Annotated in this window: 11 protein-coding genes; 2 read left to right on the plus strand and 9 right to left on the minus strand. The window is 38.9% G+C overall.

Annotation, left to right across the window (positions count from 1 at the left end; translation table 11 throughout):
- The 5 genes from EHQ49_RS16780 to EHQ49_RS16800 all read right to left on the minus strand — a co-directional run.
- On the minus strand, positions 1 to 1,361 hold a 1,361-nt coding region (locus tag EHQ49_RS16780; protein WP_135581086.1), incomplete at its 3' end, for a TPM domain-containing protein.
- 490 nt (positions 1,362 to 1,851) lie between these two features.
- The gene (locus EHQ49_RS16785; protein WP_135580827.1) at positions 1,852 to 2,664 is read right to left on the minus strand and encodes a carboxypeptidase-like regulatory domain-containing protein; all 813 of its coding nucleotides are present in this window, start codon (positions 2,662 to 2,664) and stop codon (positions 1,852 to 1,854) included.
- Positions 2,665 to 2,976: 312 nt separating this feature from the next.
- Positions 2,977 to 3,804, minus strand: a complete 828-nt coding sequence (locus EHQ49_RS16790; RefSeq protein ID WP_135580829.1) for a hypothetical protein — start codon at positions 3,802 to 3,804, stop codon at positions 2,977 to 2,979.
- A 21-nt stretch (positions 3,805 to 3,825) separates the two neighbouring features.
- The gene (locus tag EHQ49_RS16795; RefSeq protein WP_135580831.1) at positions 3,826 to 4,641 is read right to left on the minus strand and encodes a carboxypeptidase-like regulatory domain-containing protein; all 816 of its coding nucleotides are present in this window, start codon (positions 4,639 to 4,641) and stop codon (positions 3,826 to 3,828) included.
- A gap of 38 nt (positions 4,642 to 4,679) precedes the next feature.
- Positions 4,680 to 5,498, minus strand: coding sequence for an LA_0442/LA_0875 N-terminal domain-containing protein (locus EHQ49_RS16800; RefSeq protein ID WP_135580833.1), 819 nt, complete (start codon positions 5,496 to 5,498; stop codon positions 4,680 to 4,682).
- A gap of 268 nt (positions 5,499 to 5,766) precedes the next feature.
- On the opposite strand from EHQ49_RS16800, the gene eat reads away from it, so the two are divergent.
- Complete coding sequence (eat, locus tag EHQ49_RS16805; protein ID WP_135580835.1) at positions 5,767 to 7,059, plus strand: ethanolamine permease; 1,293 nt, start codon at positions 5,767 to 5,769, stop codon at positions 7,057 to 7,059.
- Positions 7,060 to 7,166: 107 nt separating this feature from the next.
- On the opposite strand, the gene EHQ49_RS16810 is transcribed toward eat, so the two are convergent.
- Genes EHQ49_RS16810 through EHQ49_RS16825 form a run of 4 tightly spaced genes read right to left on the minus strand, consistent with a single transcriptional unit; the run spans position 7,167 to position 12,750 of the window.
- Entirely contained in the window at positions 7,167 to 9,239 is a 2,073-nt protein-coding gene (locus tag EHQ49_RS16810) for an adenylate/guanylate cyclase domain-containing protein (RefSeq protein WP_135580837.1), read from the minus strand.
- Complete coding sequence (locus EHQ49_RS16815; RefSeq protein WP_135580839.1) at positions 9,240 to 10,802, minus strand: FMN-binding glutamate synthase family protein; 1,563 nt, start codon at positions 10,800 to 10,802, stop codon at positions 9,240 to 9,242.
- Positions 10,803 to 10,831: 29 nt separating this feature from the next.
- Entirely contained in the window at positions 10,832 to 11,230 is a 399-nt protein-coding gene (locus EHQ49_RS16820) for a response regulator (protein ID WP_135580841.1), read from the minus strand.
- On the minus strand, positions 11,227 to 12,750 hold the full coding sequence (locus EHQ49_RS16825; RefSeq protein WP_208732243.1) for a sensor histidine kinase: 1,524 nt from the start codon (positions 12,748 to 12,750) through the stop codon (positions 11,227 to 11,229). Before EHQ49_RS16825 ends, EHQ49_RS16820 begins: the two co-directional genes overlap by 4 nt.
- Positions 12,751 to 12,888: 138 nt before the next feature.
- Here EHQ49_RS16825 and EHQ49_RS16830 point away from each other — a divergent pair, with 138 nt between their 5' ends.
- Positions 12,889 to 13,242 (plus strand): single-stranded DNA-binding protein, encoded by a 354-nt coding sequence (locus EHQ49_RS16830; RefSeq protein WP_135580845.1) that lies wholly within the window; start codon positions 12,889 to 12,891, stop codon positions 13,240 to 13,242.
- Positions 13,243 to 13,246 lie beyond the last annotated feature (4 nt).

Raw genomic sequence — 13,246 nt, forward strand, 5'->3', positions numbered from 1 at the left:
GAGCTACTTTTTTGTTTTTTAGGAATGGTTTCATATTCAACGGCACTGTGTTTGCAGTGGGCACAGGTTCTTCGGACTTCCACAGATCCGGAACTACTATAGGTTGCTTCACTTAAGATTTTACTCGATTTACAAACAAAGGTTTCAAACTTACAGTCTGGGCAAACTTTGATTTTTGGAAAAGATGTTCCTTTGTAAATATATTCAGGGTCGATATTTCGGAACTTTAGAATGGAATTAGAATGGCAACTTGAACAGACCCAAACATCATAATCTACGGAATTGAGAATTTCTTCAGAAATTTGGCCTTCCGACAAATGTTTGTTATCTGCTTCTTCGGAAAGTTTAACCATTACGGCTCCACATTTTTTGCAGTTTCTGGGGATATTTCTAATTTTTAATAGTCTTTCGCTTAACTTACGCATTCGTAAGTCACCCCAAAAAATAAAAAAGAGAATGATGCTACCAATGATAAGAAAAATCGAAATGGGAAATAAAGCATCATCCAAAAACTCAGAGAGAAGAGTGATGGTGAATATTACTGGCGTGATAATGACACCGTAGAATAAAGGAAAGTCTGTTTTATGGACAATATGGTATTTTGCCGTAGGGGAAGGGATGATCCAAACAACAATCCTTTGTAATAAATGTAAGAATGCAAAAAGGGAAATATAACCAAAGATAAAGTACTGTTTGGTTTGCCTGGTTTTTTCTTTTTCGATTTTTTCTTCTTCAGAAAATTTTTCATTTAACAATCGCGATTCTTCGTCATTTAAAAAATAATTAGACGTTGTATTGTAAGTTTCAACGGTTCTGTCTAAAATTTGTTTCTCTTCTTCGCTCAGTTGTGTATAGGACTTCCCTTGATAATCATAATAGTCAGTTCTTTCGGGTACGGTTTGATTGTTGGTGTCTTCTACTGCAACGTCCGTTACGGCCACACTGTTTGGTTCCGTGAGAAGTTGGTCCACTTCTCGTTCAGGGTGGTTGAGTTTTGTAATCAATGCGGCTACGGTTTCGATATGCCCTTTTTGAAAATTGTCTGCTTTGAATGCGGGGATGGTGTAAGTATCAATGATTCGTTTGACAACCACATCGGGAAGATCCCCTTCGAGACCATAACCGATTTCTATTTCCACTCTTCTCTGGTCGATGATATGTAAAACGAGGATTCCATTGTCTTTGCCTTTTTTCCCAATCTTCCAATAATTAAATAGGGCAACGGCAAAATCTTTTGGCACATAACTTCCAATTGTCGGTAGAGTGACAACGGCAATTTCTAATCCAGATGCCGCCTCTTCCTTATTGATCAACTGGTCAATGGAAGCCGTGTCTGTCAAAACACCAGCACTGTCCTCCACCCAACTGTTCCTGAGTTCTTTTGGGTTCGGAACCTTGGAAATAAGAGAGTCGATGGATTCTTCGTTGGTAGGGGAACAAAAAGTAGTAAAGAGTAGGGGGATCATTACTGTTAGGATCAGTAAATATTTAGGAAGGAAGTTTTGTCTTATTGGGAAAGGTGCATTCACGACCGCTAAACATTAGGAGGTTTCTTTTGTTTGTCAAGTCAGAGTTAAGGAGGACAAAGTGATTGGAATTTGAAGGAAATGAAACTGGATGCGGGAGGAACCTCTTATGCGGAACAGCTTGCCTTACCCGGAAACTGTATGAATTCTAGAGTCTTAACTTACAAAATCGGCAATTTCGACCCCATCGGAATTTTAATTCGTCTTGATCGCACGATTGTCAAATATAAAATAGATACTGTAAGGTGGTTAGAAAGTAAAGGAGAAAGAAATTGATCGAACATTCTCTTCTTCTAATGCGGAAAATATAGAGTAAGAGATACAATTATGATCCATTACAACTGGGTTGGCAAAGAAACGTCAGTGTACGCGGTTTCAAACTTTTACCTGATGTAGATTTAATTCCTGATCCAAATGTATATGTATTTGGTCCAATAGCACCAACTCCTGAATTATAAATTGTAAGAATGTTGTTAGTTATGTCAGAATTTGTACCAATGAGCGGTATCGTTGGATTTGTGATGACATTTGCATCTAAAAAACTTTGCATATTTGATGGTACTTCCAAGTTTTCAGAGAAACTAATATAAAGATAAGTTGGCCATGTAGTAAATGTTGTTCCTTCAACTATAGGTGACGTAGACGCGATATCAATATAAGCTGGTATGGATCCTTCCATATAAAATTCAATATTGATGACTCCTGCTCCGGCAACGGATGTTTCAGCTAGGGATGCAATACCTTGTCCAGTGATCGACAGTTTAAACGTAAATAATTCCGTTCCCGATTGGTCAAAGACTTTGATTGCCGTTTCTCCGATACTGAATGATTGATAAAACCTTCCTCCACCATCTAATGTAATTGTGTTTGCTAGACCAGATTCTTGATTTGTTCGGCTAAGGATAGTTAGGGTGCCGTTAGCGACTGCAGAACCATTCGCGTTAACAACTTGGCCTGTTATTAGGATTTTTGATCCTGAAAGCACCGCCGCAATCCCCAAGAAAGGGACTGCCTCTGTTCCCTCTTCCACTTCTGGATTGACTATGGGTTGCACCAAAGGGTTGAAATAGCAGTTTCCGAGTAAAAACCATAAACATATTAAAACAAGTGAAGTTGGTAATTTAGGATGTCGGTTCATAAAAATTGGCTCCGCAAGTTTGGGTGATGGTTTTAGAAATTGAACTTTGTCATGGAGGAAAGAACCCAAGACATTAATATTATAGAAGACCGGAATGTTTGGCAAGAAATTTCTTTAACAAAGAGAGGGGTTGGGAAGGGGCTTTGCGTAGGATTTAAGTTAAATAACGAGACCGGGTAGCGATTGCGGTTTTCATTAGCTCCTGAAACTTACTGTGATCATTTTACACTCCCAAACGGAAAAATCAAAACGCGGAATCAATGCTATTTCTTCTTGGGGTCAGAAATACATTCAAGCCGATTTTTATCCTGACTAAGGTGCATATGCATAATTAAAACGAATCGTTCTTGGCGTTAGTGCCTTCCCCGTGGCAGAAAGAATTCCTGGTTTTAAGGTTAAATCGTACACCTGCAGACCTGCAATAGTAGAGGGAGCAATCGTTAATGTATTTCCTGGGGCAGATGTAAAATTTTGAAAGATTGCAGAAGGCGAAATGGAAATGTATTGTGATAACCATGCTTCCGTCAAAGGCCCACTCGCCGAGGTTTGTATTGGTGCTTCCGAAAATGTAAACACAATCGATTCTATATAATTATTAATCACCGCACTATGGAGACGAGCCACCATCGATCCAGATTGATATATATAATGTGCATCTACCAACTCAAAGAAGTTATTTGATTCACTTCCATTGATTGTCCTCAAACTCAATATTTCTAGTCCCGGAGGAGCTCCACTCGTTACAGAAGAAACTTCACTTGGGCTGGAAACAGTGATTACCAATGTAAAAAAAGAAGACCCATCTTTAAGCACTGTAAAGTTTTGGCTACCAAATTGGTAGGGAAGATAAAACCTTCCTCCCGCATCTGTCCTGTAAGGTGATAGGGTTGATCTAGTATTATTTGTAGTAGAAGATTCTAAAACGAGGTCTACCATTGCCACCCCATTGGGATCACGAATCTGACCGGTGATGAGGAGGGTTGGTGTTCCTAACGCGGCCCCAAGGAGGCCAAGGGAAACATTGTTATTTTCTTCTTCTACTGGATTCAATAGTCCATTCACAACGGGGTTGAGGTAACAGTTAGAAAAAATAGAAAGAAAGAGAATTAGAAAATGGATCTTACGATTTTGCACTTTCATATTTCATTCTCCTCTTTGGGCTTATAATCCTAAAGGGCCAACCAAAAACTGGATTGTTGTTTGTTTAATTGATTTTCCTGCGACTGTTTTGATCCCAGAATTCAACGTAATTGTATAAGGAGTTAATGGACTTAGTGAACTACTTAACACAATGGTTACATCACTTTTGGAAATACTGGGAAATTCAAAACCAATGGTTGGATTCGTTATAAAATTTTCCGCAAGCCAAACCGATTGATTAGATGGATATTCTAAATCTTCGGAAAATTTAAACTTAAACCCACCCATAGTAATCGTGCTGTAGTTACTATCATCAATGAGTAAGCCATCATAGGGAATGGATGATATCAATTCCAAATACACCGGTGGCTCTACCCCAAGAACATAAACATCTAGGTTTTGGATTGTGAAATTAGTGTTATCAATAAAAAGGATTTTTGCTGCCGTTTGTGAGACTTCAATTTGGATGTTTACAGGGGTACCGGCATCAGAAAATTGTAAAGTCGCTGATCCTGTTGGGACATTAAGAGAGAATCTACCGGCGCTATCAGTGGTTGATGAGTTTGCATTGTTTTTGGAAGTAAATGAGGGATTGATGAGACTGACCTCAGTATTAGCAAAAGCAGTTCCTAGTTTTTTGATTTGCCCTGTAATACTAACGGTAACGGCTTGGCTCCCAAATCCTCCGGCTAATCCAAGTAATGCGGATGTGTCAGCTTCTTCAACCTTTGGATTCAGTATTCCATTCACAATCGGGTTGAAATAACAATTTTGAAACAATGAAAAGGAAAGGAGTAACAACCCAATTCCTTTTTTCATTTGAAGATAGGAAAACATTTCAAAATTTATCAATTGCATTGGAATGAACCTAGTAATTACTTTTTCTTTTTCAAAGATTCTAAATCTTTTTCTAGTTGTTCTAATTCGTATTTTTCTTCGGCTTCTTTTAGTTCTTGTTCCGTTCTGATTTGTTCCACGGCTTCGTCTTTAATGCGTTTGATTTCAGAATCGGAAACCATACGGTATCCACTCCCTTCACAAACATCAACGATAATGGTTTTACGAGTGATCGTGATGAGAAATCCTCCGAGAAGGGTCACTGCCATATCTGTCCAAGTAGAAGTTTGTTTGATGCGAACGGGGCGGTTGTCCTTTGGTAGTAAAACGTTCCAATCTGGTTCTTTGAACCTTAAACCACCAAACAACCAAAAGTATTCTGGATATTCATTGAAGGTTTGGCATTTTGCCGAGTCGGGCGCAAGTGTGATCATATTTCCATCGGCAACGGAACCGAGGACAAAGGAATCACGAAGGCTATGGGTTACCACTTCACCACCTTCTTCTTTGGCTTTTCTTTCTGATTCTTGTCGTGTTAATTCTTCTCTACGTTTACGAATCTCTTCTTGTTTGGCGGCGATGGCTTTTTCTTTTTCGAGTTTTCGTTTTTCTTCTTCTTCTTTACGGATGTTTTCTTCTTCCGATTCTGCAATGTCTTTATAGATGATTTTCAAAACAGTTTTTTTGGAAATGACCATATGTTTTCCATTTTGTGTGTCCACTTCGACACTATCCACATTTTGGTTGGTCACAATCCCTTTGATGGATTTACCTTGTTTGAGAAGGATGGTTTGCACCGCGCTCAAGGGAAAAATTGCAAATAATAGTATAATTAAGGTTAAATAGATGTTTCGCATTGTTTAGGTCCGTTTTCTAGTATTTTCCCTATATTATTAAAATTTAGAATCATTTGCAATACCGAATTTATTCATTTAACAGAAATACTTCGAGAAATAGGTATTCATTTAGCAAAATGACACAGGTTTCCCACCAAACAATCTATATCGAATCCGAAAAAAGTTGTCGCTAATAGATGTAGTTTGATTCGTATATTACATTGTTTTTTCATTGGGATGTGGATTTGGTTTTTATTTTGAAACAAATGTTTTGTAATATTGAGGTTACATGAAAGAAGATCAAAAGATGCATAAAGTACTACATTCTGTACATTTATGGGGCATTGCCGTGGGACTTGTGATTTCCGGTGATTATTTTGGTTGGAACTTTGGATGGTCCAAGGCCAGTTTTTGGGAATTCAGTTTGGCCGTTGGTTGGATTGCCACTTTCTATGTGTTATTTGCACTTTGTTTTACAGAACTTGCTGCCAGTATCCCTCAATCGGGAGGACCGTCCGCTTATGCAAAACGGGCTCTTGGCGATTTATTTGGACTCGTCACTGGGTATTTGGTTCTTGTGGAATTTTTACTCGCACCACCAGCGATTGCTTCTGCTCTCGGTGGTTACATTCATTTTCTTTTTCCCGTTATACCTGCGTTTGGTGCTGGTATCGTTATGTTTTGTTTGTTATTGTTAATTAATTTAACGGGTATCAAACAAACAGCACGATTTGAACTCCTAGTCACTCTTGTGGCTGTGTTTGGACTTTTGTTTTATTTAGCCTTTCTTGTCCCCCATGTTTCGTTGGATCGAATTCCGTCTTTGCCTGCAGTCAGTTCTATTTCTTGGAGTTCGGTTTTTCTTTCAATACCGTTTGCGATTTGGTTTTTCCTGGCGGTAGAAGGAGTGGCTTTGGCTGCAGAAGAAGTTCGTAATCCTGCACGAGACATTCCCATTGGATACACCGCCGGCATTTTTACTTTACTTTGTTTGGCGGGACTCATTTTTGTTTTTACTGCATCGGTTGTTGATATCAAAGAAATAGCCGAGTTGGATTATCCATTATCTTATGTATTGCAAAAGTTATATGGTGTTGATTTGGTTTGGCCTTTCGTATTTACATTCATTGGTTTGTTTGGTCTTGTTGCATCACTATTTGGGATCATTCTTGGAAACTCGCGATTGATTTATGCTATGGCAAAAGACGGATATTTACCAACCTATCTTTCTAAATTAAGTTCAGGTTCTTTGGTTCCGCAAAATGCCGTTCTTAGTGGTGGATTATTAGGTATTTTTTGTATGTGTTTTTTAGATACAGCCGAACTTATCACCATATCTGCATTAGGTGCATGTGGAATGTATTTACTCTGTCTTGTTTCGTATTTTATTTTGCGAAAAAAAGAACCACAAATGCCCAGGCCCTACAAAGCTCCATTGTATCCGGTGTTTCCTTTTGTGGCTCTGGTTCTAGGGATTGTGGCTTGTGGTTCCGTTTGTTTTTCTGAACCCTATTTGGCTCTTGGGGTTCTAGGGTTTGGGATTTTACTTGCAATTGGTTACCGTTTCCAATCCAAAAGGTAACGGAGTTTAAGTGGAATCCAATCGATTGGCTGGTATTGGTTTAGCGTGAATTCAATGAAATTGACAATGAGTTTGGAATCAAAATTCAATTCAATATGAATATTGAATTAACTACCCAGTTCCATTTTTGATTTTTCGTTTGCTTCCTGGCTACGATCCAAAAACAACCTCGATACAGAATCATCAGGGTTTTTATCCAATAGTTTGGCAAATCCTTCGATCGCTTCTTCAAAATCATCCCGACGAAATGCGTCTAGGGCTAAGGTATATTCATCTTTAGTCGATTTGAGTCGAGATGCCTTTTCCGGTTCATACCCATCCAAAACTTCCACTACAAAAACAGATTCTGTTTTTCCTTTGATTGCTACCCGGTCGAGTAACCGGTAATGGTACCCTAACCCATCAGATGCTTCGATAAAAGTATCCGCACTGATGACAATACGAGATGAAAAGAGTTTGGTAATTCCTTCAATTCGTGAAGCTAGGTTCACAGCATCGGAGATAACAGTTCCTTCCATTCTTTTGTGTTCACCTAATATTCCTAAGGTGAGATTTCCTGTATGAATTCCAATTCCTACTTCAATCGGAATATAACCGCAGTTGGCTCTATGGCTGTTGTAGATGCGAATGGCCTCTTGCATTTCCACTGCCGCTTTGATGGAATCATTGATATCATAAGGAAAAAGCGCCATGACAGCATCACCAATGAACTTATCAATGAATCCATTGTTGTGTCTGATGATGGGGCCTACTCGTTGTAAGTAACTATTTAGAAAGTCAAAGTTTTCTTTAGGGGTGAGTGTTTCTGAAAACTCGGTAAAAGATCTGATGTCAGCAAAAAGGATACTCATCCTTTTTTGAACTTGGTCTCCTAAATCCACATGACGAATATCTGTTTTGCCTAAATGGTATAAAAATTCTGTTGGGACAAATCGACTAAAAGAGCCACTGAGTTGTTTTTGCTCCTGAGCAAATTCTAGGGTTTTTGTTATGTTTTGTCGAACAATTCGGCCAAATGTAATGACTTGTAAAAAAACAAAGATAACCACTGTAGCAGGTGCTATGTACATTGTATGAATGTAGGATTCTGCATGTAAGACATCATTGGTTGCACCCACAAGTACCAAAAGCATTCCAAACAATAATAGTGTGGATTCCATTCGGTTTCTTTTGTAAGCGCGGGATAAATAAACAAATATGAGAAGGCCATTGGCAACAAAGGCAATCGGGTAAATGGATGCGGTCTCTGTGAAATATACTGGTGGTAACAACAAACCAAGTGTTAAGATGGATGATAAAATATAAAAGAAAATCCCCATCCGTTTGGAGAAGTCTTCTGGAAAAACGGTATAAAAATAATGATAGAGAAGAGGGGCAGACCAGAACCAAGAAACATATTCCAAACGTAATAGAATCCAATAGGGAACATCAATAAATTCGACTAAAATTCGTTCCCCGGTGGAAATGGTTCTAAACAAAACAGCTAAAGAAAACAAAAAGATTCCCATAGTGTGTTTGCCATCACGATTATAAAAATACATCACCAAAAAGAATAAACCAACAAAGGTCAAAACAGAAGATAACATGGTTTCGTTGATCTTTCGTTTGGTGAGTCTGTTTTCTGCTTTGGTATATGGAGAAATTATGATATCATTCCAAATCCCACCCTTTCTGTGTATATAGTTGGCAACATAAAGATCTATAGTTAAGTTTGATGTTTGTGGTAAAACGACAATGCTGGATTTGACTTCAGGAGTGTATTCATTTGCATTCGATCCTGGTTTTCCCGATCCACCTAAATACTTCCCGTTTACATAAATAGCGTACGAAGTGTCCTGCTCGTGGACAGTAAGAGCCATGGTATCCGAAAGATTGTCTGCCAGTTTGAGTTTGATTCGAAAACTGGCATGTCCAAATCCACCAAGTGATCCGTATGACATCTGGTATCCATTCCAATGTTTAGGAAGGTTAAGAAATAAATCAGTATCTGTTTCTTGAATTTGAAGGGGTGCCGTATTCCAAAAAAATTTCCATTCGCCGGTAAGTGCAACAAACGGTTGATCGGTGAAGGAATGATTGCTCAGGTCTAAAAAACCTTTTACAATTTCTGCTTTTACATTCCTCTCCTCTGAAAGACAACTGAGGTGAAGGAACAAAAGAACAAAAAAGATTTTTTTCATTTAAGCTTGTCGTTTCGGAAAAACCGTATAATCCTGAAGTTTCGTAAATTTGACTTCGTCTCGTTTATAACCGAGTAGACCTTCTAAAGTTTGGTAACGATTCATGCCCATACTAATTTCAACATCTTGACCAGTGAATTGTCCGGGATGTTCATAACCACAAGAGTGAGCTAAACTCAAAAGTTCTTTTCGAAATCCTTGAATGTATTTGGCGGCACGTTTCCCTTTGATTGTAGGATCGACACCACGTTGTAACCACCAATTTTGAGTGGCAACACCGGCTGGACAATGGTCTGTATGGCATTTTTGTGCTTGGATACAACCAATGGACAACATGGCTTCCCTTGCCACATTGATGAGATCACAACCCATGGCAATCGCAACGACTGCTCGATCTGGAAACCCTAGTTTGCCCGATCCAATCCAAACAATTTGTTCTGATAGTCCTTCTCTTTGGAAAAGAGTATAAACTCTTTGGAATCCAATTTTGAAAGGTAGAGAAACATGGTCGGCATAAGTAAGAGGAGCGGCTCCCGTTCCTCCTTCACCGCCGTCGATAGTGATAAAATCAGGACCTTGTCCCGTTTGTTTCATTTCGCGAGATAGTTCTTCCCAAAATTCAATTTCACCTACCGCACTTTTGATTCCTACAGGAAGTCCTGTTCCCGAAGCGATTTTTTCTATGAATTGAACGAGTTCTTTGACATTCGTAAATTCGCTATGAGAATTGGGCGATATACAATCCTTTCCTTCTTCGACATGACGAATGGCTGCAATTTCAGCATTTACTTTTTTTGCTGGCAGGATTCCACCTTTCCCTGGTTTGGCGCCCTGCGAAAGTTTAATTTCAATCATTTTGATACAAGGGTTTTTTCCCACTTTCTCTTTGAGAACATCCAAACTAAACTTTCCTGATTTGTCTCTGGCACCAAAGTATCCGGTTCCAATTTGCCAAACCATATCCGCCCCTTCCATATGATACTGACTTAAGCCACCTTCACCTGTGTTCTGATAGGCGCCGGAATCTCTAGCTCCTCTATTGAGAGCCATCACCGCATTTTTACCGAGAGAACCAAAGGACATTGCAGAAATATTAACAATGGAATAGGGTCTGTATGGGAACTTACGTTTAGGCCCAATGATTTTTAAACAAGGAATACAACTTGGGTCTTGGTTGTGAATATAAGCCTTTGCTTCGGGGTAAGGGAAGGCTTTGTGTTTGATGATGGGATATCCAGGTTCGTATTGGATTTCTGTGGTTCCAAATCCAAAATTGTTGTTTTGACCTTTGGCCGTTGCATAAATCCAACTTCTTTCCGTTCGATCAAAAGGACGTTCTTCTTTATCATGGGCTACCCAGTATTGTCTGAGTTCTGGGCCGATCATTTCTAAAAAATACCGGAGCCGTCCTACTATGGGGAAGTTTCTCTGAATCGTGTGCGTTTTTTGCGTAACGTCTCGGATAAAGACGGACACAAGAAACAATATCAATCCAACGAGAGTGGAGGCCAAGGGATAGGTTTCGATCCAACTGAGTATTTGATCCATAAGTGGTGCGTCCATTTCTATATACGAAACAAAATAATGACAAGCTAAGATTGGACGTGTGAAAGAGATTCCAAAAGTTTTTCTTTCGTAAACGGCTTGAATATGTATCCAGAGATAATGGGAATTTTTGCCGCACGATCCGTATCTGCAATGTCTACGGAAGAACTCACTAAAAATACTTCTATGGATTTGGGAAACTGAGGACGGATCTTTTCGAAGGCATCTAAAAATTGCCAACCATCCATAAAGGGCATATTGATATCGAGAAAGATGATATCGGGCAATTGGTCTTTATTTTGCACTTCCGTATGAAAAAAATCCAATGCATTTTCAGCGTCAGAAAACACCAAAACATCTCCTTTGATTCCGGCATTGGAAATGATTTTTTTTGTAGTGAATTGGTAGATTTTATCATCGTCGATGACACAAATTTTGGGAGTCATTTGGTTTCACTCCCATCCGGAAAGTACATAAGAAAGGTAGTCCCTTCCTGTGGTTGGGAACGAACTTCAATTTTTCCCCCTACCGATTCTAATTTGTACTGAACCAAAAATAATCCCAAACCTTTACCACTTATCTGACGATGAAAAGTCTTTCGAAGCTGAAAAATTTGATCACCGTAACGGTCCAAATCGATCCCGATCCCATTGTCTGAAAAGGAAATGACCGTCTGCGAGCCCGAAGAAAAGGATTCTACCGAAATCTGAAGTTTCCGATTTGGGTGGGCAAACCGGATCGAATTGCTCAAAAGATTGAGGAAGATGGTGTCCAAAAATTCTTTGGAGAAAAACACAGTTTTTTTTGCCGAAAAATTGGATTGGATTGTTATCTCTTTATTGGCAAGTTCCCCCTCCATCAAATGGACCACGTCGGATAAGGATTCCGAAATTTTCAGAGATTCTTGTTTATAGGAATCTGGATTTTTAATTTGTAATGTGGTGATCAGTTCAGAGAGGACCGTTTCCAAAGTGTTGGTAACTTCTTCTAAATGCCCTTCCAATTCTCTAATTTCTGAAAGTTGGTTTGCTTCTTTCATCAAATCAAGAAGGCTTTTTAGGTTACTTACAGGGGCTCTCAGGTGGTGAGAAATGATTTGGTTGTATACTTGGAGTTGTTTGTTTTGAGTTAAAAGAGAATTGGTTGTTGCCTGTAGGTGTTCATTGTTTTCGCGGAGTAAAGTTTCAGATTTTTTTCTTTCATCAATATCAATGATTTGTGCTAAGTAATGGATTGGTTGTCCTCTGTCATCGCGAAGGACAGTTGCTGTGGTATAAGCCCAAACTTTTTTTCCTGATTTGTGAATGTATTGTTTTTCAATGGAATAGTTATCGATGATTCCTTTTTGTACTTCATCTCGCAGTTTTAAATTTTCTTCGAGTTCATCCACAGCACTGATTTCAGAAAAATGTTTTCCAACAATTTCGTAACTTTTATAACCCAAAAAAATAGCAAAGGATTCATTGGATTCATCGATGTAACCGTGTTTTCCTGTAAGTACTAGTCCAATGGGAGAGTCATGGAACAAAGTTTTGAATCTTCGTTCGGCAAGTGCTAGGTTTGCTTCTGTATCTATTTTTTCAGAAATATCCCGGGAAGATGTATGGAGGTACTTTTGCCCGGTTGTAGGATGAATCGTTAAACGATTGTCAGACTGGAGCCATATATAGTTTCCGTTTTTATGTAAAAATCGAAAAGTGGAATGAATGTTTTCTTCGCCACGAAGTAGGGGTTGGTGAGATCTTTCTTGAATCATCCTTTTTTCATCAGGATGAAAATAATCATAAGGATTTTTTCCAATCAACTCTTCTGATCGATACCCAATGATTTTTTCTGAGTTAGGGCTAACGTATAGGTAAGTTCCATCCGGTTCGTGTAAACATACCAACTCTCGGCTAATAGCAGTTACTAGGTGGAGTATTTCTGAATCGGGAAGTCCCACAAAGAAATTCTTCATTGGTCCCATTGGATTGTCTATCCGAAATGCGAATTGTGGATCATAGATTTTATAAATTTATTCGGAATCCACCTTTTTTTACAACCAACTCGTACAAAAACGCACCGGTCATTGTATGGCCAAGAAAATTGATTTAAGGATACTCAAATGAAAAATCTATCGTATGTCATTCTGGACGGAAATTTAACCGCAGATCCAGAAGAAAGAACCATTGCGGGAGGTAAATCACTCGCTAATTTCACAGTGGCAGTCAACCATACGGCAAACAACCAAGAAGGAAAAGACAAAGAAGATGTCTCTTACTTTGAAGTAGAAGCTTGGGAAAAACTGGGAGAGAACTGTGTTGAATACCTGAGAAAGGGGAGTAAGGTTACTGTGATGGGAAATCTGAAACAAAACCGGTGGAAAAGTCCAGAAGGAGAAAGTAAATCCAAAATCAAAGTGACTGCTTCTACCGTGCGTTTTGATAGTGCTCGCAAAAAAGAATCAAAGGTTGCTTAAAAAT

The sequence above is a fragment of the Leptospira perdikensis genome (assembly GCF_004769575.1).
Classification (GTDB): Bacteria; Spirochaetota; Leptospiria; order Leptospirales; family Leptospiraceae; genus Leptospira_A; species Leptospira_A perdikensis.

Excerpts from the sequence above, each read along its gene's own strand:
- eat (WP_135580835.1), top strand. The coding sequence starts at position 5,767 with ATGAAAGAAGATCAAAAGATGCATAAAGTACTACATTCTGTACATTTA.
- EHQ49_RS16820 (WP_135580841.1), bottom strand. The coding sequence starts at position 11,230 with ATGACTCCCAAAATTTGTGTCATCGACGATGATAAAATCTACCAATTC.
- EHQ49_RS16790 (WP_135580829.1), bottom strand. The coding sequence starts at position 3,804 with ATGAAAGTGCAAAATCGTAAGATCCATTTTCTAATTCTCTTTCTTTCT.
- EHQ49_RS16800 (WP_135580833.1), bottom strand. The coding sequence starts at position 5,498 with ATGCGAAACATCTATTTAACCTTAATTATACTATTATTTGCAATTTTT.
- EHQ49_RS16825 (WP_208732243.1), bottom strand. The coding sequence starts at position 12,750 with ATGGGACCAATGAAGAATTTCTTTGTGGGACTTCCCGATTCAGAAATA.
- EHQ49_RS16795 (WP_135580831.1), bottom strand. The coding sequence starts at position 4,641 with ATGTTTTCCTATCTTCAAATGAAAAAAGGAATTGGGTTGTTACTCCTT.
- EHQ49_RS16815 (WP_135580839.1), bottom strand. The coding sequence starts at position 10,802 with ATGGACGCACCACTTATGGATCAAATACTCAGTTGGATCGAAACCTAT.
- EHQ49_RS16830 (WP_135580845.1), top strand. The coding sequence starts at position 12,889 with ATGAAAAATCTATCGTATGTCATTCTGGACGGAAATTTAACCGCAGAT.
- EHQ49_RS16785 (WP_135580827.1), bottom strand. The coding sequence starts at position 2,664 with ATGAACCGACATCCTAAATTACCAACTTCACTTGTTTTAATATGTTTA.
- EHQ49_RS16810 (WP_135580837.1), bottom strand. The coding sequence starts at position 9,239 with ATGAAAAAAATCTTTTTTGTTCTTTTGTTCCTTCACCTCAGTTGTCTT.